The organism is Bacteroides hominis (genome assembly GCF_033042785.2).
GTDB classification, from domain to species: domain Bacteria; phylum Bacteroidota; class Bacteroidia; order Bacteroidales; family Bacteroidaceae; genus Bacteroides; species Bacteroides hominis.
Window position 1 is genome coordinate 3,079,736 of the sequence record NZ_CP178829.1, and the last position, 21,881, is coordinate 3,101,616.

Genomic DNA, 21,881 nt, shown 5'->3' on the forward strand with positions numbered 1-21,881 from the left:
TAATAAGTGATGGGAGAGGCTCGGTAAATGTGAGCGGACTATCCACACCTTTTAATAAATTGATTTTAAATAGATAAGATGAAAAGAGAACTGAGCATAGTCTTGTGTCTGCTGCTGCTTCCGGGAATGACAGGAGTGAAGGCCAGTGCCGACTCACCGGAGAAAAAAACGGCGTCGGCAATGAACAATAAACAAAACGTACGACAGAAAATAACCCCGGTGGGTACTCGAAAGTCTACTTCGGTACGCCCCTTGTCCGTATGCGAGGTGAAAGTTAACTTACCTACGGACAGCATGTTGCTCTCGTGGGTAGACTTTTTGTCACCTTCGGTTACGGAGGCACCGAAGGTTGAGGAAGTACGGCAGACGGTGCGTGGCAGCATCGTGTTGGATTACAGTCGCGGGCAGAAGACGAAATATGATGAGCGTAATTTTGTAGAAGCTGTTTACAAACTTTTGGCTGTGACACGTCCGCTTAAAGAAACACCGGGTGTGAGTCTGGAAGGTATTCGTTTGACAGGTTATACGGCTCCGGACGGTGACTATCGGGTGAACGAACGTCTGGGCTTACAACGCGCACTGGCATTGAAAGATTATATCCGGCGGGAGAAAAGCTTCGGCACAGTGCCTTTTGAGGTGAACTGGATAGCGGAGGATTGGAAAGGACTGACCGATCTGATAGTTGGGTCGGAGATGGCATTCAAAGAGTCTGTACTCGACATTATCCGTACAGTGGATGTGGTGGACGGGCGCGAACGAATGCTGATGGATTTGGCGGGTGGGACTGCCTATCACTATTTGTCGTCAGCTTTCTTCGGGAAGTTGCGTCGCATCGACTACGAGGTAAGCTACGTAGACAGAAGTTTGGCGGCGCAGCCATCGATAGGCATGACAGAAGGGGAGGCAGTTGTTGCTTCGGGCAAACCGGAAGCATTCTCGGTGGCGGACTTCTGCCGCTTGGCAGAAGCACATGCCGTAGGTTCGGCTGAATTCAATGACTTGATGGACTTGGCGGGACGTCTTTATCCGGACAGTCCGGTGGCGTGCATCAACGCTGCCGGAGTAGCCTTGTTGCGTCGCGATACGGAGCGTGCCCGGAGATATCTGCAACGCTTTGCCACCCTGCCTGAAGCCGGGTGTAATATGGGTATTCTCTGTCTGCTTGAAGGTGACCGGGGAAAGGCGGAAGTTTACTTGAGCCTGGCACAGGCAGGAGGAAGCGTGCCGGCAGGGAGGGCACTGCGCTTCGTGCAAAGTAAGTAAAGGCTCACCACAGAATACGCAGATTCACACGGAGTCGTTTTTTCTCTCCGTGTGGTTGCATTTAGTAAAGTATGAATAAAGAATCTGTGAAAATCTGTGTAATCTGTGGCGAAAAGAAAAATGGAAAACACAAACTGACGAAAGTTATGGATATAGCGGAAATAGCAACAATGGCATTTATCGCTTCGGGGATGACATACAACGCCGTGAAGTATTGGCGAGTAAACCGAAAGGTGCACATTGCCCGTGAGTGGCCGGTGAGTCTGATTCTGAAACGTATGGATTATTTGTCGGAAGAGTGCCGGAGAGCGGTCTTGTTGGTCTTTGACCGACGAGGATATCTGGTGCGCAAGTACCCTGAGGCGGATGTGCTGAAACGGAAAAAGAAATGGCGGCTGCGTTGCACTGTACAGGAGGGGATGTTGAACTTCTGTGTGCTATTCACCCCCCATGCGCTTTGCCTGAGCGGGATACATCATCGTGATGATGTGGATCGCCTGTTTGCCGGTCATACCGGCATCTGTATTGCCGAAACTGGATTACAGGAGATTGTTCATGGCGCGTCGTTGGAGTTGATAGCTGCCGGTACGGAAACAGACGAGGAAAATGAGAAGACCGATTCTGCCACATTGGATGCATTGCTTCCGGGAGAATTGGTTACGGACGCAATGGCAAAGGATCTTCCGGTAGAGCTGAAGGGGTGTAGCGAACAATGGTATACGGGAAGCGTGCATTATGCGAAAGGTGAACCGGATAACTGGCTTGCCGTGCGCCGTGAGGGGGACCGGCTGTTGATGCAGTTTCGTACCAACTTTTCTGCCGTGGAACGGGAGGCAACCATTGAGATAGGGAATGGCGAGGGAGTACACTTGCTTAAGGTGCGTCAGCAGGTGATGGGTATTCATCCCACGTTGACGGTCAGTCGTCGGCTCTATGTCAGTGCCGGGCGGAAGAACGAGGCGGTGACGCTAACCGTTATCCCTGACAATGAACAGGCATGTTGGTGCGTGAAGAGTGCTAACGCTAACGACGGTGGATGTTGGTATTCGGTCTATCCGCCTGTGGGCCTGCAACAGAAAGGGAGTCAGAACTTGAAAGTACATCTTGAAGCGAAACCAGCCAATGTGCGCTCGCGCTCGCTGGCTCTGACGTTGGAGACGGGTACATATCCTTTCAGCCAGACGACAGATCTGTTATTGATGCAGGGTGTCTGCTTTGATTATTATATAGAGTATCCGCCGGAAGATCCTTGTGCACGACATAGCGGAGTGATAGAGATGCCACCGGGTTACAGGGAGGAGGTGAGGACATACAGTGTGTGTGTGGACAGTAACCAGTCGTGGCGTATCGTGAGCGATGAGGCGGCGGCCTGGGTGGAGGTGAGCGAACCTGAACTGTTGCAGGGACATTATGACGGACGGTTCACGGTGAAGGTACATTCTAATGCAGGATACCGGGTACGTGGTGGATTTCCGGCAGCGCGTCACACGGTGCTCTCGTTGGTGAATGATACGGGCGTGGTACGCGATATTCTTATTTATCAAGGTGGATACGTACGTATCCGGGGTAAATATTGGCTGGACCGTAATCTGGCGGCAGGCGGGAAATTAGCACAGGTAGCCATCCCGTTGGGGTTGGAAGTGGGTACCACACTTAATCAGGGTACGTATTTTCAGTTTGGCTGTCCTACTGATCGATGGGAGGAGAATTTTACGCCCTGTCGCGGCAGTTGGTACGATGGCACGGCAGAGAGTCCTGCACGGATTAATGAGTTGGACCCTTCACCGGAGGGGTGGAGGCTACCATCGCGTATTGAAATGGAGGCATTGATGAACAGTCCCGCTGCTCCGATGGAGCTTCAACGGGAGGAGGACCGGACGAATATCTGCCTTCTGAGTGACGACGGAGTACCAGTATACCTGCCGCTGTGCGGACACCGGAGCCATATCAACGGCTGCCGGATTGTGGTTCCGCACGGTCATCGTTACTGGACGGGGAGTAGTCAAAGTCCGGTATATGGCTATTCGCTTTGCGTAGAACCCAGTCGACAGATGTATTTGATGCACGATATGAAGAAATATGGGTTTCCGGTAAGAAGCGTGATGAATGATGAACTATAAACGATTAACCAGGAAGGGTATGATAGAAATAAGGAAGATTGAAGAGGTACGGAGAGGTGTGGATATTCCGGAGATTACGGGTATTTATGATCCGCTGAGCGGAAAGAAAGACGGGACGATCACACCAATGGCACCGTTGGTGGTTTGGGGACGTAATTTGAGACATTATGCGCTGGAGGATTTTAAATTGTGTCTGGTGGCACAGAGGAAACCGGTGGAGGTAATCGAGATCAAACTTGTGTATACATATTCGGATAAGAAGGTGATTGCGGCTATTCCGGAACTCAAACCGGGAGAATATCGTCCTGCGGTACGATTGAAGGATGATGAAGGAAAGGTGTATGTGTTGCCTGCGGTGTGGGTGGTGAGGGGAAGATGGAGAAGATGAGGGACAATAAACGGATTTACCACGATAGATATATAGTAACACAAAGTTTCTTAATATATGGAATTAAGTACTATATGTCTTTGTGAGACTCTGTGGCGAAATAATAAGCATGAACAAAATGAATATAAAGAAGAAGTTGGTGGCATTTGTATCGACGGTAGTGTTGATGGCCCTGGTGGTGGTTTGTCTGGGTCTGCTGCTGGTAAAAGTTTGTTCGGGGACGGATGAATGGAAAGAGGTAAGAATAGAACCGGTGGTTGGATCTGCGGCGAAAGATTCAGTACATGTAGTGCATTACACACGGCCGGAGATACCACAGGTGATGACTGAGCCGGCGGATCGGGCGGCATATTACGTGAAACATTATTGGGATGACTACTTGGTGGATGATACGGCGTGGGTGAACGGCATGGATACGGAGCAACTGTATGCCGACTTCATCGACGCGCTGAAGTATGCCGAGCCGGAGGCAAATTTGAAGGCGTTGTATACCATGATGGTGAGGATGGAGGCAGACAGTACGGCGTACAAGCGTTTCTGCCTGCTGGGTGAGAAGTATCTTTACGAACCGAACTCGCCGATGCGCAACGAGGATTATTACATCGCTGTGTTGGAACAAATGGTGGCATCCGGGCGGCTGACGGAGTGGGAGAAGATACGCCCCGCGGATCGCTTGAAACAGGCGCGCAAGAACCGGCCGGGGATGAAGGCAGCAGATTTTGCGTACGTCACCCCGAAGGGTGAGAGCGGGCGGATGAGCGGATTGAAGGCAGAGTATACGTTGCTGTTTTTCTATGATCCGGACTGCTCAAACTGCCGGAAATTTGAGAAGGTATTTGAGGAGATGCCCGCTTTTGTAGAGATGGTGGAACAAGGGACGCTGTGCGTGCTGGCTGTCTATCCGGATGAGAACGAAGAAGAATGGCTGGTGAAGTCGGCACACATGCCGCGGGGATGGATTGTAGGCTGGAATAAGGCAGGGGATATCCGCAGCCGGCAACTGTATGACATTCATGCCACGCCGAGCCTCTATTTGCTGGACCGCCGGAAGCGGGTGATCCTGAAGGACGCATCGATGGACCAGTTAATCGGTTATCTGGCGACACGGGACGCAAAGAAGAAATAGAGACATTGAAGATCTGTCTGACCCCGGTTACCTCTTTCTATAAGAGCATGTACAACAGTGGTTGTCGTTTATTCTTGTTAGGGGCTAATTGAAGGAGGTACCGGGGTTTTATTCACCTCTGCGGTGAAATCTTTGTTTGAAGCCATTATTCGACATTCATCGTCAACTGTATCCGTTTCCGTTCGAAGTCAATGCTCAGTACTTTCACCGTGACGTGCTGATGGATGGAGACCACTTCGGTGGGATCGGTGATGAATCGGTTGGCAAGTTGGGAGAGATGGACAAGTCCGTTTTCCTTGATGCCTATGTCCACGAAAGCACCGAAATTGGTGATATTGCTGACGATACCGGGAAGCACCATGCCTTCGCGGAGGTCATTGATGGTGCGAACGTTCCGGTCGAATTCAAAAACCTGTATCGTGTCGCGCGGGTCACGTCCCGGTTTATCAAGCTCTTGGAGAATATCTTTCAGAGTGGGGAGCCCTACAGTGGGGGTGATATACTTTTCTACTTCGATACGATTGCGCAGGGCTTTGTCGGCAATTAATTGGGGTACGGTACACGAAAGATCCTTCGCCATTTGATTGACGATGCCATAACTCTCGGGGTGTACGGCGGTGTTGTCCAGTGGGTTCTCACCTCCGGCGATGCGAAGGAACCCTGCGCACTGTTCAAAAGCTTTGGCTCCCATGCGGGGCACTTTCATCAACTCTTTGCGAGAAGAGAAGGCGCCGTTGGCGGCACGGTAGGAGACGATGTTCTGTGCCAGTTGCGGACCCAGCCCGGAGATGTAGGTGAGCAGATGACTACTGGCAGTATTGAGGTTGACGCCTACTTGGTTGACACAGTTCTCAACCGTCTGGTCGAGCGATTTCTTCAGCTTCGTCTGGTCTACATCATGTTGGTACTGACCTACACCAATGGATTTGGGGTCGATTTTTACCAGTTCCGCCAACGGGTCCATCAGGCGGCGGGCAATGGATACGGCGCCGCGGACGGTGACATCATAATCGGGGAACTCGTCGCGGGCTATCTTGGAAGCGGAGTAGATGGAAGCACCCTGCTCACTGACGACAAATACCTGTACGGGACGGTCGAACTGCTGGTGGGTGACAAAGGTTTCTGTCTCGCGGCTGGCAGTCCCATTGCCGATGGCGATAGCTTCTATCTTGTAGGCTTCTATCATTTTCCGGAGTTTGGATGCGGCTTCGGCTTTTTTGTCTACCGGGGGATGCGGGTAGATATTTTCGTTGTGTACCAGATTACCTTGCGCGTCGAGACAGACTACCTTGCAGCCGGTACGGAATCCGGGGTCGATGCCCATGACACGTTTTTGCCCCAGAGGCGGAGCAAGGAGTAGTTGGCGCAGGTTTTCGGCGAAAACACGGATGGCTTCATCGTCGGCTCTCTCTTTACTGAGGGCGGCAAACTCAGTTTCAATGGAAGGCTTCAGCAGGCGGCGGTAGGCATCCTGCACGGCTTCGGATACATGGCGTCCGCATTCGTTGGTGCTGCGTACGAACTGGCGATAGAGTCGTTCGAGGCATTCATCGTCGTCAGGGGTGATACTGACCTTCAGCAAACCTTCGGCCTCGGCACGGCGGATGGCGAGCAGGCGGTGTGAAGTGCAGCGTTTCAGGGGAGAAGAGAAGTCGAAATAGTCGCGGTATTTGGCAGCTTCTTCATCTTTTCCTTTTACTACTTTGGCAGTGATAACAGCTTGACGGGCAAAGAGGTTACGCACGGCATTGCGGGCACGTTCGTCTTCGCTGACTTGCTCGGCAATGATGTCCCGGGCGCCTTTCAGGGCATCATCGGCATCTTTGACATCGCCTTTCACGAAGGCGGAAACCCGGGCGTTGAGGTTGTTCTCCCGCTGCATCATTATCAACAGGGCGAGGGGCTCGAGCCCTTTCTGACGGGCGGCTTCCGCACGGGTCTTGCGTTTAGGCTTGTAGGGCAGGTAGATATCTTCAAGGGCAGTGGCATCCCAGGTCGCATCGATGCGTTGCTGCAATTCGGGTGTCAGTTTGCCCTGTTCACTGATGGTGCCGAAAATGGTCTCTTTACGCTTGGCGAGGTCGGAGAGTTTATCGTACTGCGTTTTGATAGCTTCTATCTGCACTTCGTCCAGGCCGCCCGTGATTTCTTTACGATAGCGGCTGATGAAAGGGATAGTGGCTCCCTCGGCCAATAGCCTGAGGGTATTGCTGATTTGCTTTTCCGGCAGGTTGAGCGCTGCCGAAATCATTTTGTGAAAGATTTCCATAAACTATTTTTAGGACATTGAGCGACAAATGTACGCAATAATCTACTATAACCATCAACTTTTAGTATCTTTGCGGGCATAAAAAACGGATACACACACTCTAAAACAGATGAATATGCCGGTGTCGCTTAAATATATTCTTTTTTTGCTTCTGGTAGTTATGGGTTTCTGCCGTCCCCTGACGGGATATGCCGCTACCGGAGAGAAACCTATCCTTATGATCTGTTCGTATAATCCGGGAGCGTATCCTACTTCAGCCAATGTTTCCGATTTTATGGATGAATATGAGAGATTGGGGGGCAAACGGGGAGTGGTCATTGAAAATATGAACTGTAAGAGCTTCTCTGATTTTCCTCGCTGGAAAGGGGTGATGAGAGACATTTTAGATAAATACCGGGGGAATCAGGAGCCGGCGTTGATTATTCTGTTCGGACAGGAGGCATGGGCCTCTTATTTGTCACTGAACGATTCGGTGACAGGGGAAGTGCCCGTGTTGTGCGCACTGACCAGCCGGAATGTGGTACTACTTCCGGATGATGAAAAAGATTTGGTACACTGGATGCCGGAATCATCCGATTTTTATGAAGATAATCTGAAACGGCAGGTACGTGGCGGATTTATGTACGAATATGACATTGCATCGAACATCCGCATGATCCGGGCTATCTATCCGGATACAAAGAATATCGCTTTTATATCGGACAATACTTATGGGGGTGTCACTTTGCAGGCGCATGTGCGGAGGGAGATGAAACAGTTTCCTGAACTGAACCTGATTCTGCTGGACGGGCGCGAACACACCATTTATACCATTGTGGACGAACTTCGGAAACTGCCGAAACATACGGCTGTACTAATAGGCACGTGGAGGGTGGACAAGAACGAAGGCTATTTTATGAGGAATGCCACGTATTCGATGATGGAAGCGATTCCGGACATACCGACATTTACAGCTACTTCCATCGGACTGGGTTATTGGGCTGTCGGAGGGGTAGTGCCTGCTTTCCGGACATTTGGTAAAGAGCTGGCGGCGGAAACAGTCCGGTTGTTGGAAAATCCCGGAGATACGACACTACGGGTGGAAGTGGTAGGCACGGAAGCACTACTGGATAGTAAAAAAGTGAAGGAACAGAAGATAAACGTGGCTGCATTGCCTATGGCGGTGAAGCTGGTAAACGAATCACCTTCTTTCTATCAGCAATATCGGTATCAGATTTGGGGTGGAGTAGGCGTTCTGTGTGTCCTGGTTATGGGACTGCTGATTTCTATCTATTTCTATCTGCGGACGAAACGGCTGAAGGATGATTTGGAACGTTCGCAGGCGGATTTGTATGAAGCGAAAGACCGGGCGGAAGAATCGAATCGGTTGAAAAGTGCCTTCCTTGCTAATATGAGCCATGAGATACGGACACCACTGAACGCGATCGTGGGCTTTTCGGACGTGTTGGCTTCGGGTGGAAGCTCGGACGAGGATCAGCGGAATTATTTCAGAATTATCCAGTCGAACTCCGATTTGTTGTTACGGCTGATTAATGATATACTCGATCTTTCGAGGTTGGAGGCAGATAAAGTGACGCTGACCCCGGAAGACTGTGACGTGGTTCAGCTATGCAGGCAGGCGTTGTCGTCGGTAGAGATGTCGCGCCGGGAATCGGGTAACCGGTTTGTTTTTGAAACCAAGATCGACTCTTTTGTTTTACAGGTAGATGTCCAGCGTTTGCAGCAGGTGCTTATCAATTTGCTGACGAATGCGGCGAAGTTTACCAAAAACGGTACAATCATATTGCAGTTTGAAGTAGACAGGGAGAAGAAGCGGGTATTGTTTGCTGTGGCGGATACGGGCTGCGGCATTCCGAAAGAGAAACAGAAGCAGGTGTTCGAACGGTTTGAGAAGCTGAACGAATATGCTCAGGGGACCGGATTAGGACTTTCGATCTGTAAGCTGACAGTGGATAAGTGGGGTGGTAGTATCTGGATTGATCCTGACTATGAAAGAGGGGCGAGGTTTGTAGTTTCGCATCCGTTATAAGAAAAAGAGACTATCACGGGATCACACGAGTTTATTCTCTATTTAAATCCTCTCAGTGAGACTCTGTGTGACTCTGTGTGAATCAAATTTAAACCATTATTATGATGAAAAGATTGATTTGTATTTATGCTTTCTTGCTTTGCCTGGTGTGTGTATTGCCGGCACAAGAGAGAGAGGTGAAACTGAAGATTGTGCAGACAAGCGATGTGCATGGTAATTACTTTCCTTATAATTTTATCACTCAGAAGGAGTGGGGCGGAAGCCTTGCACGCGTGTATGCGTTGGTGCAAAAGAATCGGGAAGTTTATAAAGAGAACCTTATTTTGCTGGATAACGGAGATATTCTGCAAGGACAGCCTTCGGCTTACTACTATAATTATATAGATACAGTAGCACCACATGTGTGTGCCGAAATGATGAACTTTATGGGATACGATGCCGGAAACATGGGAAATCATGATGTAGAAACGGGTCGCCCTGTATTCGATCGTTGGATCGGTGAGTGTAAATTTCCGGTGCTGGGGGCTAATATTATCGAAACGGCTACGGGCAAGACCCATCTTCCTCCCTATCAAGTGTTGGAACGTGACGGGGTGAAGATTGTGGTACTGGGCATGATTACACCGGCTATTCCTGCCTGGTTGTCGGAGAATCTGTGGCAGGGGCTACGGTTTGACGATATGGAGGAGACAGCACGGAAGTGGATGAAAGTGATCCGTGAGAAAGAAAAACCGGATTTGGTAATCGGGCTGTTTCATGCAGGTCAGGATGCTTTTGTCATGTCGGGTAAGTATAACGAGAATGCATCGTTGAATGTGGCGAAGAATGTGCCAGGATTCGATATGGTACTGATGGGGCATGACCATGCCAAGGAGTGCAAAAAGATAGTGAACGTTGCGGGTGACTCCGTGCTGGTGATTGATCCGGCAAGTAACGGGATTGTAGTGTCGGACATTGATGTGACACTGAAACTGAAAGACGGCAGAGTGGTGAGCAAACAAATAGACGGGGTATTGACGGATACAAAAGAATATGGTGTAAGTGAAGCCTTTATGAGACATTTCGCAGTGCAATATGGTGCGGTAGAGAAGTTTGTTTCGAAGAAAATCGGTGTGTTTACGGAAGATCTGTCTACTCGTCCGGCCTATTTCGGTTCGTCGGCGTTTATCGATTTTATCCATTCGCTGCAACTCGACATTTCGGGGGCAGACATTTCGTTTGCCGCTCCGCTATCGTTTGATGCTGAGATAAAGAAAGGAGATATCCGCGTGAGCGATATGTTCAACCTGTATAAATATGAAAATATGCTTTATGTAATGAAGCTATCGGGAAAAGAGATTAAAGATTTTCTGGAGGAATCCTATTATATGTGGACGAATCAGATGAAGTCGCCGGAAGATCATTTGCTGTGGTTGAAGGAGAAACGTACGGCGGGTGCCGAAGACCGGGCCTCGTTCCAGAATTTCAGCTTTAACTTCGATTCGGCTGCCGGAATCATTTATACAGTGGATGTGACTAAACCGAAAGGGGAGAAAGTGACCATCGTCAGTATGGCAGACGGTGCTCCGTTCCGAATGGATCATATATATAAGGTAGCACTGAACTCTTACCGTGGCAACGGCGGTGGAGAACTACTGACAAAGGGATCGGGAATTCCACAAGAAAAGCTGAAAGAGCGTATCATATTCTCAACGGATAAAGATCTCCGTTTTTATCTGATGCAGTATATCGAAAAGAAAGGCACACTGAATCCCCGTGCGCTGAACCAGTGGAAATTTATTCCCGAAGAGTGGGTGAAGCCCGCTGCAGAGAGGGATTATGAATATCTGTTTGGAACTAAATAATAGAATATGGCTGAAGAACTTACATTTATATCGGGCAGCAAAGAGGAACAATATCTCTCTTTGTTGCCTCAGGTAAAGGCCCTGATAGAGGGGGAAGAGGACCTGGTTGCCAATTTGGCTAATGTAGCTGCTGTCTTGAAGGAAGCTTTCGATTTTTTCTGGGTAGGTTTTTATCTGGTGAAGCAGGACCGGCTGGTATTGGGACCGTTTCAGGGACCGGTGGCCTGTACGCGCATTCGAAAAGGTAAAGGAGTTTGCGGCACGGCCTGGGAGGAAGCTAAAACCCAGTTGGTTCCGGATGTGGAAGCTTTCCCGGGACATATTGCTTGCAGCTCGCTTTCCAGATCGGAAATTGTGGTTCCACTGATAAAGGAAGGTAGGGTATGGGGAGTGTTGGACATAGACAGTGATCTCCTGAATTTCTTTGATGAAACCGACCGGAAATATCTGGAAGAAATGTGTAGATACTTATGAAAATAATAACTATCTTTGCCGACTTAAAAATAAGAGTGCAATAGGTGGGATACATCAAAAGAGTTCTATTATCGTTTCTGTTGTTGACGCTGTTCGTGACGTACCAGGTGAGCATTACGATGTTTACCCATGTGCATTACGTAAACGGTGTAATGATTGCGCACTCTCACCCCTATAAAGGTACTCACTCACATTCTACATCTAATATTGTTGTTATTGCCCATTTTGCTACATTCCATTCGCTGGAAGCCCATGTGCAATATGATTTTACACCCGAACGGCCGGTGCTGTTTACGGTAGAGATACCTGAGAGTATACCGGTGACAACAGAAACACATTTACGGGTAATTTCTTTGCGTGCCCCTCCGGCCGAACAGGCTTAAACTAAATTTAGGGGAGAGCCCCTTTCCGTTTCTTTTACTCTTTTATATATCATAGCTAATAACAAACAATGAAAAATTATATAGTTATGCTTGTGCTTGCGTGTGTAAGCATGAGTTTGTATGCAGTCAATCCGATTAAAGAAGGTAATATGATTGCCGGACACGTTATTGTGAAAGGCACTGAAGAAAGCATTCCGTTCGCAACGGTAATGATATTAGGGACCAACCGTGGTGCGGTATCCAATGAAGAAGGGCAGTTTGAATTTCGTAAGTTGGCTGCCGGGAAATATACACTCCGTGTACAGGTAATGGGGTATAAAACACAGGAAAAAACAATCACGGTCAGTGCAGAGGCCACATCGGTGGTTCATTTCCAGATGGAAGAAGAGAGTTTTATGACAGATGAAGTGGTTGTCTCGGCCAACCGGAATGAGGTGAGCCGGAAGGCGGCGCCGGTGGTGGTGAACGTGATGAGCGCCAAGCTTTTTGAAACGGTGAATTCTACCGACCTGGCGAAGTCGCTTAATTTTCAATCAGGGCTGCGGGTAGAGAACAATTGTCAGAACTGCGGTTTTCCGCAAGTACGTATCAATGGATTGGAAGGTCCTTACTCGCAAATTCTGATTAATAGCCGTCCTATCATCAGCGCATTGTCGGGAGTGTATGGGCTGGAACAGATTCCGGTAAATATGATCGAACGTGTGGAAGTGGTGCGCGGAGGTGGATCGGCTCTGTTTGGGGCCAATGCTGTGGGAGGTACAATCAATATTATTACAAAAGATCCGATAAACAATTCTTTTCAGGTGGCAAGCACGATGTCTAATATGAATGGTAAGTCGTGGGAGCAATATATGGGAGGAAACGTTTCTCTGGTTGCGAAAGATAATTCGTACGGTATCGCTTTGTATGAGACATACCGAAATCGTAATCCTTATGATGCGGACGGGGATGGTTTTTCGGAACTGGGCAAATTGAATATGAATACTTTCGGGATGCGTGCATACTATCGTCCCAACTATTTCAGCCGCATCAATGTGGAGTATCACACAACAAATGAATTTCGCCGGGGTGGCAATAAATTCAATTTACAACCTCACGAATCGGATATTACCGAACAAACAAAACATATTATCAATAGCGGAGGATTAAGTTATGACCGTTATTGGGGAGAGAAGCATAAGATGTCTGTATATGGATCTATCCAGCATACGGATCGCAACAGCTATTACGGTGCTCAACAGGATATGAACGCGTATGGTAAAACAAACGACCTGACTTGGGTAGTGGGAGGTATGTATGTGGGAAATATGGACCGTTGTCTTTTTGCCCCTGCTACATTTACAGGTGGTGTAGAGTATCAGAATAACTCTCTGCACGATGTGATGACCGGGTATCATCGTGACATGCAGCAGGATGTCCGTATTGCCGGAGGATTTGTACAGAACGAATGGCGCTTGAACCGCTGGACCATGCTCGTGGGAGCACGTCTGGACAAGCATAACCTGATCGATCATCCGATCTTTAGCCCGCGTGTGAATTTTCTATATAAGCCGAGCGATAATTTGCAGGCACGTCTGACATACTCTACCGGCTTCCGGGCCCCGCAGGCTTACGATGAAGACCTGCATGTAACAGCTGTGGGAGGTGAAGGGGTGCAGATCCGACTGGCTGAGGGGTTACGTGAAGAACGTTCCAACAGCTTCAGTGGTTCGGTGGATTGGTCGTTCCCAATGGGACACTGGCAGTCTAATATTCTTCTGGAAGGTTTTTATACTGATCTGCATCATGTATTTGTGCTCGAGGATATCGGTCTGGACGAGAATGGAGATAAGATAAAGGAGCGCCGGAATGGCAGCGGGGCGAAAGTATATGGTGTCAATCTGGATGCGAAGGTAGCTCACGGGCGTGAGGCACAGTTGCAATTGGGATTTACAGTGCAACGCAGCAGATACAACCGGGCAGAGATATGGACCAGTGAAGGGGAAGAGGAACAGACAACGAAACGGATGCCTCGTACACCGGATTATTACGGTTATTTCACTTTCACGTCGGCACCGTTGAAGAGCTTTGACTTTTCACTTTCCGGTACTTATACCGGTAAGATGATTGTGCCGCATATGGCGGGATACATCGAGAAGTCGCGTATGGAGCACACCCCGCAGTTTGTGGACCTTAATCTGAAACTGAACTATACTTTTGTGCTGAAAGATCATATCAAGATGCAGGTGAATGGTGGAGTACAAAATATATTCAATAGTTTCCAAAAGGACTTGGATAAAGGAGAGTTCCGGGATGCAGGTTACTTTTACGGACCGACTCAGCCACGGACTTATTTTGTGGGAATAAAGATAATGAATTAAATCCCGGGTTCACCACAGAGCCTCACAGAGTTTTATCGAGAAGAAATAGGAAAAACTCTGTGGGGCTCTGTCTATTTTATGGTGAACTCGTTTTTGCCTATCAGGTATTCATCGGAATGTTTTTATTCATATCTTTGCGATGTTACATTTGAATTAAAAAAAAGAAAACCATGAATAAAGAAGTAGATCTTTCAGTATCCTGCCTTGGAAAGGTGAAAGGGCTGAAATATGACGTTATCATCTTACCGTGGGGAGCTACGGAACCCCATAATCTGCATTTACCGTATCTTACCGATTGTATTCTTCCTCACGATATTGCCGTAGAGGCAGCCGAAATGGCACTTGCACGTTCGGGAGTACGTTGTATGGTGATGCCGCCCGTACCTTTTGGAGCGCATAATCCGGGACAACGTGAATTGCCGTTTTGTATTCATACCCGTTATGCTACTCAACAGGCTATTCTGGAAGATATCGTATCTTCTCTTTATGTGCAGGGATTCCGGAAACTGGTCATCCTGTGTGGACACGGAGGAAACAATTTTAAGGGGATGATTCGTGATCTTGCCTTTGAATATCCCGATTTTCTGATTGCTGCCGCAAACTGGTTTGAAGTGGTTTCTCCCAAAGGGTATTTTGAAGCGGAGGTTGATGATCATGCCGGAGAGTCGGAAACTGCTGTGATGATGCATTATCATCCGGAATTGGTGAATCTGGCTGAAGCCGGTGACGGAAAGTCGAAACCGTTTGCCATCGCTTCGTTGAATGAGAAAGTAGCCTGGGTGCCCCGCCATTGGGATAAAGCGACAGCAGACAGTGGAGTGGGAGATCCCAGAAAAGCTACTGCTGAAAAAGGTGAACGCTATGTGAAACCGATCGTGGAGAAGCTCGCCAGACTTTTCGAAGAGATGGTGAAACACGACCTTTATGAATGATGGGGAAGGTATACTTATAAAAAACAGGCAGTGGCGGATTTCCGACACTGCCTGTTTTTTTAATTGTTACCTAAAAACTAATCTTTATTCCTATAAAAAACAACCTATTTATTAACTGCTGCAAAAATACAGCATGTAATTGGATTACGTTTTGATATAAATCAAAAAATATTTTTTACAGTACTCCCGAACGTACACGACTGAGTGTTTCCGGGGTCATCAGCAAGTAGGAAGCGATGTGTGATAACGGTGCCCGCTTGATAATCTCCGGATGGTGATGTAAAAGCAGGTTATAACGTTCACGTGCCGTTTCAAAACGCCATGAATCAGCTTTTATTTGTGATACAATGAGTGAATATTCCAGCACTCTGCGATAGAAAGCATTGATCTCTTTGGACTGTTCCAGTAACTTTTGCAGGATGTCGTAGGGAAGCATGTATATCACTGCCGGTTCCAACGCTTCGGCCATCAAGTGGGTGGGTTCTTGTTTCAATAAACTTTCGATGCACATCAGAATACATCCTTCATATGAGAAGTGTTCGGTGACATCTTTCCCGTTCTTATAATAGAATTGCCGTAACATTCCTTTTCCGACGAAAACCATGTGACGGCTTATTTGTCCTTCGTTCAACAACATTTCACCCTTTTCCAGTTCTTTACGTATCAAGACCTGTGCCAGTAGTTCCCGTCCCTCTTTGTTCATCTCCGGATATCTGGAGTTTACAACAGCATCCACTGTCTCTTTCAGGTTTTCCATCATGTATATATTGATAAGTTATTATAGATTGCGGAGACAAAAATACGAAAATCAGTTGATATAAATCAATTTTTCAAAGTAAAAAGATTCCTTCTACTCCAATGACTGCCCTGGAGAGCGAGAGTATGAAAAAAAAGTTCTCTCCTTTAACATTTGAAACTTAGCTGGTTAACTTATTTCGCATAAAATCCGTGAAAAAAATGTTGTAGAAAGATTTGCGTAGTTCAAAAGTTCCCTCTATCTTTGCATCGCATTTGAGAGGAAATGCGGTTAAAAAGGAAGTTTGGGTGAGTGGCTGAAACCACCAGTTTGCTAAACTGACGTACGGGTAACCGTACCGGGGGTTCGAATCCCCCAGCTTCCGCACCAAATCTCAACTTTAAGATGACAAGGGAAGAGCCGAGTTTATTGCTTGGCTCTTTTTTGAATCTAATTTTCAGTCGGTGGGTTCGTCTAACGGTTAGGACACATGCCTCTCACGCATGTAATACGAGTTCGATTCTCGTACCCACTACAAATTATAATCAGCCTTTTACGATAACGTAAAGGGCTTTTTTATTGCTTTTGGGTTATGAATGATAAATATGAAGAGAGGCTTGGTACTGACCGTATGTTGCCGCTTGTATTCAGGATGGCACTTCCTGCAGTAATTGCACAAATTGTAAATCTACTCTACAATATTGTAGACCGAGTCTATATCGGACACATTCCCGGAATTGGTACACAGGCGCTTGCTGGTATCGGTGTGGCAGGTTCTCTAATTATTTTGATTTCCGCCTTCTCTGCTATTGTGGCGGGGGGAGGTGCACCCCTTGCAGCCATAGCTTTAGGGCAGGGCAATCGCTCACATGCAGGAAAAATATTGGGGAACGGTTTTGTGCTATTATTACTTTTTACGCTCCTGACATCTGCCTTATCTTATCTTTTTATGGAGCCGGTACTTTTGTTTACAGGTGCGTCCAATCAGACTCTCGGATATGCTACGGATTATCTTTCGATCTACTTGATCGGTACTCTGTTTGTAGAGGTTTCTGTAGGGCTGAATACCTTTATTAATACTCAGGGCCGTCCCGGTATCGCTATGTTGTCGATTGTTATCGGAGCGCTACTCAATATCCTACTCGATCCTCTGTTTATTTTTGTTTTTGGATGGGGAGTGAAAGGGGCGGCGCTTGCTACTATCATTTCGCAAGCTTGCAGTGCTGCTTGGGTATTGGTTTTTCTGACATCCGGCCGTGCTTCTTTGCGACTTGAATCCCGATATATGAAATTGGATAGGAAAGTAGTGGGTGCTATACTGGCATTGGGCGCTTCACCGTTTATTATGGCGAGTACCGAAAGTCTGGTTGGCTTTGTCTTGAATGGGTCTCTGAAAACATTTGGTGATATCTATGTGAGCGCATTGACGATCATGCAGAGTGCCATGCTTTTTGTCAGCGTTCCGCTTTCCGGATTTGCATTGGGATTTGTACCTATTGTGAGTTATAATTACGGGCATGGAAACCGGGAGAGGGTTAAAGAATGCTTTAAGATAGTGATGACCTTTATGTTCTTGTTCAATTTTATTTTGATTCTGCTGATGATCCTGTTTCCGTCTGTCATCGCTTCAGCCTTTACGTCCGATGAAAAACTGATAGAAACCGTAGTGCGGGTGATGCCTGTATTTCTGGCAGGAATGACGATTTTCGGATTGCAGCGGGCATGCCAGAATATGTTTGTCGCACTGGGGCAGGCAAAAGTTTCCATTTTCATAGCATTGCTCCGTAAGGTGATTTTGTTGGTTCCGTTGGCTCTGATACTTCCGCATCTGATGGGCGTGGTAGGAGTTTATGCTGCCGAAGGCATATCGGATGCTACGGCAGCTATTTGTTGCACAGCCATCTTCGCTGTTCAGTTCCCGAAGATTATGAATAAATTGGCGATGCGTTGATTACCGAGAGGGTTGATGTGCCGCTTTTTGTTTTTTCTTAGAGGCTATATACCATAAATAGATAGCCAATATGACAAAAACAGCCAGAATCGTGATCATCTCTGTTGGATGCCCTAACGGATCAACCCATATTTCGCTGAAGAAATCCATTCGTCCCAATATTTCCACCGGTGTCCAGAATACGATTACCGTGGCTATTGCCATGCGGATGTTTGCTCCCCAAGAGGCAAGTCGTAACTGTCGGCGAAACATGAACACTGAACCGACCAGGCAACCCATACCTATCAACATAGTCACCGGATGATGGTCCCCAAGGAAGTTACTGTCGTAACAGAACATTAGTAATAGGTAGCAACTCCATAACATCATGTTAAGTTCCATGAAGGTAACGATAGATGTATGACGGGTCATGGGGCGTGCCACGATTTCACTTTTCTTACTTCGGAACAATGCCGCCTGACACCAATTGATAAAGTTACAGCCTGTTTTTACACTAAATAGATAGAGCACCATGAACATAGCCCAGAATCCGAATGAGGTCGGCATAATCAGATATTCTGGTCGTGTTACTACTTCTCCATTTAGCATTTCGGGCTGTACTCCGTATCGGTTGGCATAGTACATAAATAAAAACTCTACCCAGCCTGTCCAAAAAAGCAGGCCACCGAACAGTCCCCAAAGCGTTTGTTTCGTGTCGTTTCGTGCGAAGACACCGATGATAACCATAAGCAATCCTACTCCTCCCATGGCAAATGCCGTATAATGGAGTGCAGTAGGAATGATCAGATGCTCCATCATAATCATTAGGGCATGTCCCAAAGGCATGGTAAATAGAACTAAAAGAAAAGAAGCAATTGTTTTCCACCAATATCTGGTTTGATTTTTCATTGTTGTTTGTCTCATTTTGGGTTATACTTAATTTAATTCATCACAATAGTAACTGATTTGTCCGCCACTGTCGCCTATTTCCGAATCGGCATTATACCAACTGATGATTTGTATCTTGAAATATCGTTTACCATCGGCGGTACGTACCACATAGGTGTGATAAGAGGGCGTGTAAACCGGAGGGGGGCCGGCGAAACTCATGGCTTCAGCCAATATCGGATTGGCGCTGGTCAATGTTTTAGCCGGACCGGTATTGGGGTCGAACCACGGATTCTCATTAAAATCCAGCCCATGCTCTATCAGATATTTGTTCCAGTCGTTTTGCGACATTGTGACGTATACTTCAGTATCATTGTCTACCGTCCATTTCAAATCAGCGGGTAGTTGCGAAACAGTTTTCCATTTGTCATAGCTTCCATATCCCAGATCAGCGGCAGCACCCTGACCGATGCCACTGGTACCACTGTTGGTGCGCAGGCGATATCCGCAGAATGCGAGATCCCAATCTGTGCGCTCTTTCTGTTCTCCTTCAGTAATATCCTGATTGGGTGAAAGGGTATTAAACCGCTCTCCGGTACGTAAGTTGAAATAAATCCAATCGTTCGTAACACCGGTGGAATAACCGCATGTGCGGGGCAGTGTCTTACCGGTAAACGGTTCGGCATCATATTTTACACACGAAGTTATTATAATGCAGCAGAATGACAAGCATAAAGCTTTAAAAACATTCATTTCTCTCATTTCTTTTTCTTTAATGCATTTATTACGTCGTCTATCATAAACTCAATCTGTACGTGTCCGCGGGCACCGGGGGTGGCGGGTACATTGAACATGGTCACTCCCGAACCCAATGTTTTGGGCTTATAGTTTAAAAGGTTGTCGACGCCCAGTGTCACTTTTACTTTGTTGTAGAAGGTTTGTGAAACGGACAGATTACACAGCACATATGCCGGAAGATCGCAACGGAAGTAGGCATCCTTGCTGGTATTCTCCTCCTCAATCCATACACGATCCTGCACATCGAATTTCTTGTTACCCATAAATGATGCGCTGAATATGGCACCCAACCGATAGTTTTTGCGATTGTACTTATAGTCCAAACTGGCTGTAGCTGCGTGAGGAGAGGTGGTGTTAACCTGTACACCTTTAAGTTTGCTCACATTGACAAAACTGTAGGTGGCATTCAGTGTCAGGAAGTCAAACATGCGCCAACGTCCCAGTGCCTCCAGGCCCAGTAAGCGCTGTTTGCTGAGATTAGTGTATTCAAAATTGTATTGCATGTCATAGATTCTCCAGACTCCTTCTATTTTATCTTTAAAGTAGTTTCCGTAAACCGTACCGGACAAGAATAGCCGGTCGTTGGTGTATTCGGCTCCAACTGACATGTAGTTGTTTTTCTCCGGTTGCAGGTATTCGTTGCCTTTTATCTGAAACATGCCCAGATGATCCCAGTTGAAGAAAAGCTCCTTGATACTGGGTGAACGGTAACCCATTGAATAGTTGGCACGGAAACTCCATTGGTCGTTGGGTGAAAACTTGGCTGCGATTTTGGGCATTCCCATGAATCCGAAAGCATGGGAAAAGTTAGTACGCAACCCGGCGGAAATCATCCATTGTTTAGACACTTCCCATTCGTCCTGCAGAAAATATTCCGTTTCTTTCAGTGACCGTGTAGTCATTTTGCGATTCACAAAACGGTCGCTTGTCAGGTCATCCGAAATATGTTCCACTCCAAAGATCAGATGGTGGGCTTTAAAGTAATTGCTGGTGATGGTCAGTCGTGGTTGCAAGATTCGGCTTTCATATACCTTCTGCCGTTCATTCCGGCGTTCGTGTCGTTTAAAGCGGTCATAAAAATCGCTATGTAAACTTCCGGTTACAGAAAACCAGTCCTTCACATGGTAAGTGGCTTTGATTCCTCCCGTCCAGTCACGTGCCTGGCTAAAAGTCAGATCTTGTATCAGGTCGTATGTATTCATGAAGAATGCGCTGCCATAGAGCAAAACCGATAAATCTTTGTTCGGATCGTAATAAACCTTTTGTGAAGCTGAAATATGTTCGGTTCCTTCGATTCCCATAGGCGGACGCGCTGTAGCACCGGTTACAATGATATCGTGAGGTAGGAAGGGATTGGCTTCCTGTGTATATATCTTCTTGTCATTTTCCGCCTGATAAAGATAGAAAGCATCACTTTCGCTGTACCATACATCTGTTTGCGAGGTAAATGCTCCCTGCTTAAAACCTGCGGAGACCCAACTTTGCAGATTTGGGCGGTCAGCATTCTTTTCGAACATGTAGAGGAAGTCACTCTTTGATGGATTTTTATAATTACGTTCGTTCATTTGCCCGTAACGCACTCCGGCATCAATACTAAGAGGTTTGTTCGTCTTTTTAGTTATCAGATTGATAACGGCTCCTGCCGCACGCGAACCATACAGAGTACTACTGGCACCTTTCACAATCTCGATGCGGTCTATGGCATGCAGATTGAAACGTTCGTAATCCAGGTTTCCGGCCATGTCTCCGGTCAGTCGTTCTCCATCCATCAGGAATAACACATGGCGTGCATCCAGTCCCTGCATGCTTATTTCATTGCCAAAGCCTACTTTCTGTATGTTCAATCCCGGTGTTTCCTGCTGCAGAGCCTGCTGCAAGTTTCCATATCCGGCGTCTACCAGTGCTTTTCCTCCCAACACCTGCGTGGTCACCGGAGAAAGTTTGATGGGACGTGCCGTGCGTGAACCCGTTATCACTACTTCGTTCAGTCCCATTACATCTTCCGTCATGTGAAGGGTCAGGTTTCGGGTTGCTTGTGTTATTTTTCCTTTCAGGGGTATGTAGCCTACGGAAGTGATGTGATAATGGTATGTACCGGGACGAGGGAGCTTCAAGATGGCATTGCCATTCAGGTCAGTGATGGCATACAACGTCTTTTCCGGATTATCATTTTCTGCAAATGCTATATTTGCCGCTATTATCGGTTGCTCGGTCTTTGCTTCCAGTATTGTGAGTTGCACTTTTGTTTGGGCCATAGAGGCGGAACATATAAACAGAAGCAGACATGTGATCGTTACAAATTCTCTTTTTTTCATTTTTCTAAAAGGGTGTGTGATTCACA

General features: G+C 47.2%; 16 protein-coding genes and 2 tRNA genes. 13 read left to right on the forward strand and 5 right to left on the reverse strand.

Going from position 1 to position 21,881, the window contains the following annotated elements; all coding sequences use genetic code 11:
• Nucleotides 1-78 precede the first annotated feature (78 nt).
• The 4 genes from R3O62_RS12830 (at nucleotide 79) to R3O62_RS12845 (ending at nucleotide 4,897) form a co-directional block, all read left to right on the forward strand.
• Nucleotides 79-1,263, forward strand: coding sequence for a hypothetical protein (locus tag R3O62_RS12830; RefSeq protein WP_269111616.1), 1,185 nt, complete (start codon nucleotides 79-81; stop codon nucleotides 1,261-1,263).
• 146 nt (nucleotides 1,264-1,409) lie between these two features.
• Complete coding sequence (locus R3O62_RS12835; RefSeq protein WP_005776569.1) at nucleotides 1,410-3,383, forward strand: BACON domain-containing protein; 1,974 nt, start codon at nucleotides 1,410-1,412, stop codon at nucleotides 3,381-3,383.
• Between the two features lie 19 nt (nucleotides 3,384-3,402).
• Nucleotides 3,403-3,771 (forward strand): hypothetical protein, encoded by a 369-nt coding sequence (locus tag R3O62_RS12840; protein WP_005808921.1) that lies wholly within the window; start codon nucleotides 3,403-3,405, stop codon nucleotides 3,769-3,771.
• A 118-nt stretch (nucleotides 3,772-3,889) separates the two neighbouring features.
• A complete protein-coding gene (locus R3O62_RS12845; protein ID WP_317472872.1) occupies nucleotides 3,890-4,897 on the forward strand; it encodes a DUF5106 domain-containing protein in 1,008 nt (335 codons plus the stop codon).
• A gap of 145 nt (nucleotides 4,898-5,042) precedes the next feature.
• Here R3O62_RS12845 and R3O62_RS12850 read toward each other — a convergent pair whose 3' ends face one another.
• The gene (locus R3O62_RS12850) at nucleotides 5,043-7,166 is read right to left on the reverse strand and encodes a Tex family protein (RefSeq protein ID WP_005808917.1); all 2,124 of its coding nucleotides are present in this window, start codon (nucleotides 7,164-7,166) and stop codon (nucleotides 5,043-5,045) included.
• A 115-nt stretch (nucleotides 7,167-7,281) separates the two neighbouring features.
• Here R3O62_RS12850 and R3O62_RS12855 point away from each other — a divergent pair, with 115 nt between their 5' ends.
• From R3O62_RS12855 to R3O62_RS12880, 6 genes are all read left to right on the forward strand, one after another.
• Nucleotides 7,282-9,195, forward strand: coding sequence for a HAMP domain-containing sensor histidine kinase (locus R3O62_RS12855; protein ID WP_317472873.1), 1,914 nt, complete (start codon nucleotides 7,282-7,284; stop codon nucleotides 9,193-9,195).
• A 104-nt stretch (nucleotides 9,196-9,299) separates the two neighbouring features.
• On the forward strand, nucleotides 9,300-11,039 hold the full coding sequence (locus tag R3O62_RS12860; protein ID WP_032530432.1) for a bifunctional metallophosphatase/5'-nucleotidase: 1,740 nt from the start codon (nucleotides 9,300-9,302) through the stop codon (nucleotides 11,037-11,039).
• A 6-nt stretch (nucleotides 11,040-11,045) separates the two neighbouring features.
• Nucleotides 11,046-11,513, forward strand: a complete 468-nt coding sequence (locus tag R3O62_RS12865) for a GAF domain-containing protein (RefSeq protein ID WP_005776577.1) — start codon at nucleotides 11,046-11,048, stop codon at nucleotides 11,511-11,513.
• Nucleotides 11,514-11,557: 44 nt separating this feature from the next.
• Nucleotides 11,558-11,896 (forward strand): hypothetical protein, encoded by a 339-nt coding sequence (locus tag R3O62_RS12870; RefSeq protein ID WP_005776578.1) that lies wholly within the window; start codon nucleotides 11,558-11,560, stop codon nucleotides 11,894-11,896.
• A gap of 68 nt (nucleotides 11,897-11,964) precedes the next feature.
• Nucleotides 11,965-14,256, forward strand: a complete 2,292-nt coding sequence (locus tag R3O62_RS12875) for a TonB-dependent receptor (protein ID WP_186993289.1) — start codon at nucleotides 11,965-11,967, stop codon at nucleotides 14,254-14,256.
• 170 nt (nucleotides 14,257-14,426) lie between these two features.
• Nucleotides 14,427-15,188 carry a creatininase family protein gene (locus R3O62_RS12880; protein ID WP_005776580.1) on the forward strand — a complete coding sequence of 254 codons (762 nt, stop codon included), beginning with the start codon at nucleotides 14,427-14,429 and terminating at the stop codon, nucleotides 15,186-15,188.
• A 175-nt stretch (nucleotides 15,189-15,363) separates the two neighbouring features.
• Here R3O62_RS12880 and R3O62_RS12885 read toward each other — a convergent pair whose 3' ends face one another.
• Nucleotides 15,364-15,945, reverse strand: coding sequence for a Crp/Fnr family transcriptional regulator (locus R3O62_RS12885; RefSeq protein WP_032530433.1), 582 nt, complete (start codon nucleotides 15,943-15,945; stop codon nucleotides 15,364-15,366).
• A gap of 277 nt (nucleotides 15,946-16,222) precedes the next feature.
• Between R3O62_RS12885 and R3O62_RS12890 the strand changes: the two genes are divergently transcribed.
• From R3O62_RS12890 to R3O62_RS12900, 3 genes are all read left to right on the forward strand, one after another.
• A tRNA-Ser gene (locus R3O62_RS12890) sits at nucleotides 16,223-16,309 on the forward strand.
• A gap of 78 nt (nucleotides 16,310-16,387) precedes the next feature.
• A tRNA-Glu gene (locus R3O62_RS12895) sits at nucleotides 16,388-16,459 on the forward strand.
• A 57-nt stretch (nucleotides 16,460-16,516) separates the two neighbouring features.
• Complete coding sequence (locus R3O62_RS12900; protein WP_005776582.1) at nucleotides 16,517-17,875, forward strand: MATE family efflux transporter; 1,359 nt, start codon at nucleotides 16,517-16,519, stop codon at nucleotides 17,873-17,875.
• Here the strand turns inward: R3O62_RS12900 and R3O62_RS12905 are convergent, their stop codons facing one another.
• From R3O62_RS12905 to R3O62_RS12915, 3 genes are read right to left on the reverse strand one after another with little or no spacing between them, the layout of a single operon-like run.
• A complete protein-coding gene (locus R3O62_RS12905; RefSeq protein ID WP_234070473.1) occupies nucleotides 17,876-18,763 on the reverse strand; it encodes a hypothetical protein in 888 nt (295 codons plus the stop codon).
• A 27-nt stretch (nucleotides 18,764-18,790) separates the two neighbouring features.
• Nucleotides 18,791-19,504 carry an HmuY family protein gene (locus R3O62_RS12910; RefSeq protein WP_186993286.1) on the reverse strand — a complete coding sequence of 238 codons (714 nt, stop codon included), beginning with the start codon at nucleotides 19,502-19,504 and terminating at the stop codon, nucleotides 18,791-18,793.
• A complete protein-coding gene (locus tag R3O62_RS12915) occupies nucleotides 19,501-21,855 on the reverse strand; it encodes a TonB-dependent receptor (protein ID WP_250709803.1) in 2,355 nt (784 codons plus the stop codon). Before R3O62_RS12915 ends, R3O62_RS12910 begins: the two co-directional genes overlap by 4 nt.
• Nucleotides 21,856-21,881 lie beyond the last annotated feature (26 nt).

What these genes read in the sequence shown, in the direction of transcription:
- R3O62_RS12830 (WP_269111616.1), top strand. Translation starts at nt 79, where the DNA reads ATGAAAAGAGAACTGAGCATAGTCTTGTGTCTGCTGCTGCTTCCGGGA.
- R3O62_RS12855 (WP_317472873.1), top strand. Translation starts at nt 7,282, where the DNA reads ATGCCGGTGTCGCTTAAATATATTCTTTTTTTGCTTCTGGTAGTTATG.
- R3O62_RS12845 (WP_317472872.1), top strand. Translation starts at nt 3,890, where the DNA reads ATGAATATAAAGAAGAAGTTGGTGGCATTTGTATCGACGGTAGTGTTG.
- R3O62_RS12900 (WP_005776582.1), top strand. Translation starts at nt 16,517, where the DNA reads ATGAATGATAAATATGAAGAGAGGCTTGGTACTGACCGTATGTTGCCG.
- R3O62_RS12910 (WP_186993286.1), bottom strand. Translation starts at nt 19,504, where the DNA reads ATGAGAGAAATGAATGTTTTTAAAGCTTTATGCTTGTCATTCTGCTGC.
- R3O62_RS12850 (WP_005808917.1), bottom strand. Translation starts at nt 7,166, where the DNA reads ATGGAAATCTTTCACAAAATGATTTCGGCAGCGCTCAACCTGCCGGAA.
- R3O62_RS12915 (WP_250709803.1), bottom strand. Translation starts at nt 21,855, where the DNA reads ATGAAAAAAAGAGAATTTGTAACGATCACATGTCTGCTTCTGTTTATA.
- R3O62_RS12865 (WP_005776577.1), top strand. Translation starts at nt 11,046, where the DNA reads ATGGCTGAAGAACTTACATTTATATCGGGCAGCAAAGAGGAACAATAT.
- R3O62_RS12840 (WP_005808921.1), top strand. Translation starts at nt 3,403, where the DNA reads ATGATAGAAATAAGGAAGATTGAAGAGGTACGGAGAGGTGTGGATATT.
- R3O62_RS12875 (WP_186993289.1), top strand. Translation starts at nt 11,965, where the DNA reads ATGAAAAATTATATAGTTATGCTTGTGCTTGCGTGTGTAAGCATGAGT.
- R3O62_RS12860 (WP_032530432.1), top strand. Translation starts at nt 9,300, where the DNA reads ATGAAAAGATTGATTTGTATTTATGCTTTCTTGCTTTGCCTGGTGTGT.
- R3O62_RS12880 (WP_005776580.1), top strand. Translation starts at nt 14,427, where the DNA reads ATGAATAAAGAAGTAGATCTTTCAGTATCCTGCCTTGGAAAGGTGAAA.
- R3O62_RS12885 (WP_032530433.1), bottom strand. Translation starts at nt 15,945, where the DNA reads ATGGAAAACCTGAAAGAGACAGTGGATGCTGTTGTAAACTCCAGATAT.
- R3O62_RS12905 (WP_234070473.1), bottom strand. Translation starts at nt 18,763, where the DNA reads ATGAAAAATCAAACCAGATATTGGTGGAAAACAATTGCTTCTTTTCTT.
- R3O62_RS12835 (WP_005776569.1), top strand. Translation starts at nt 1,410, where the DNA reads ATGGATATAGCGGAAATAGCAACAATGGCATTTATCGCTTCGGGGATG.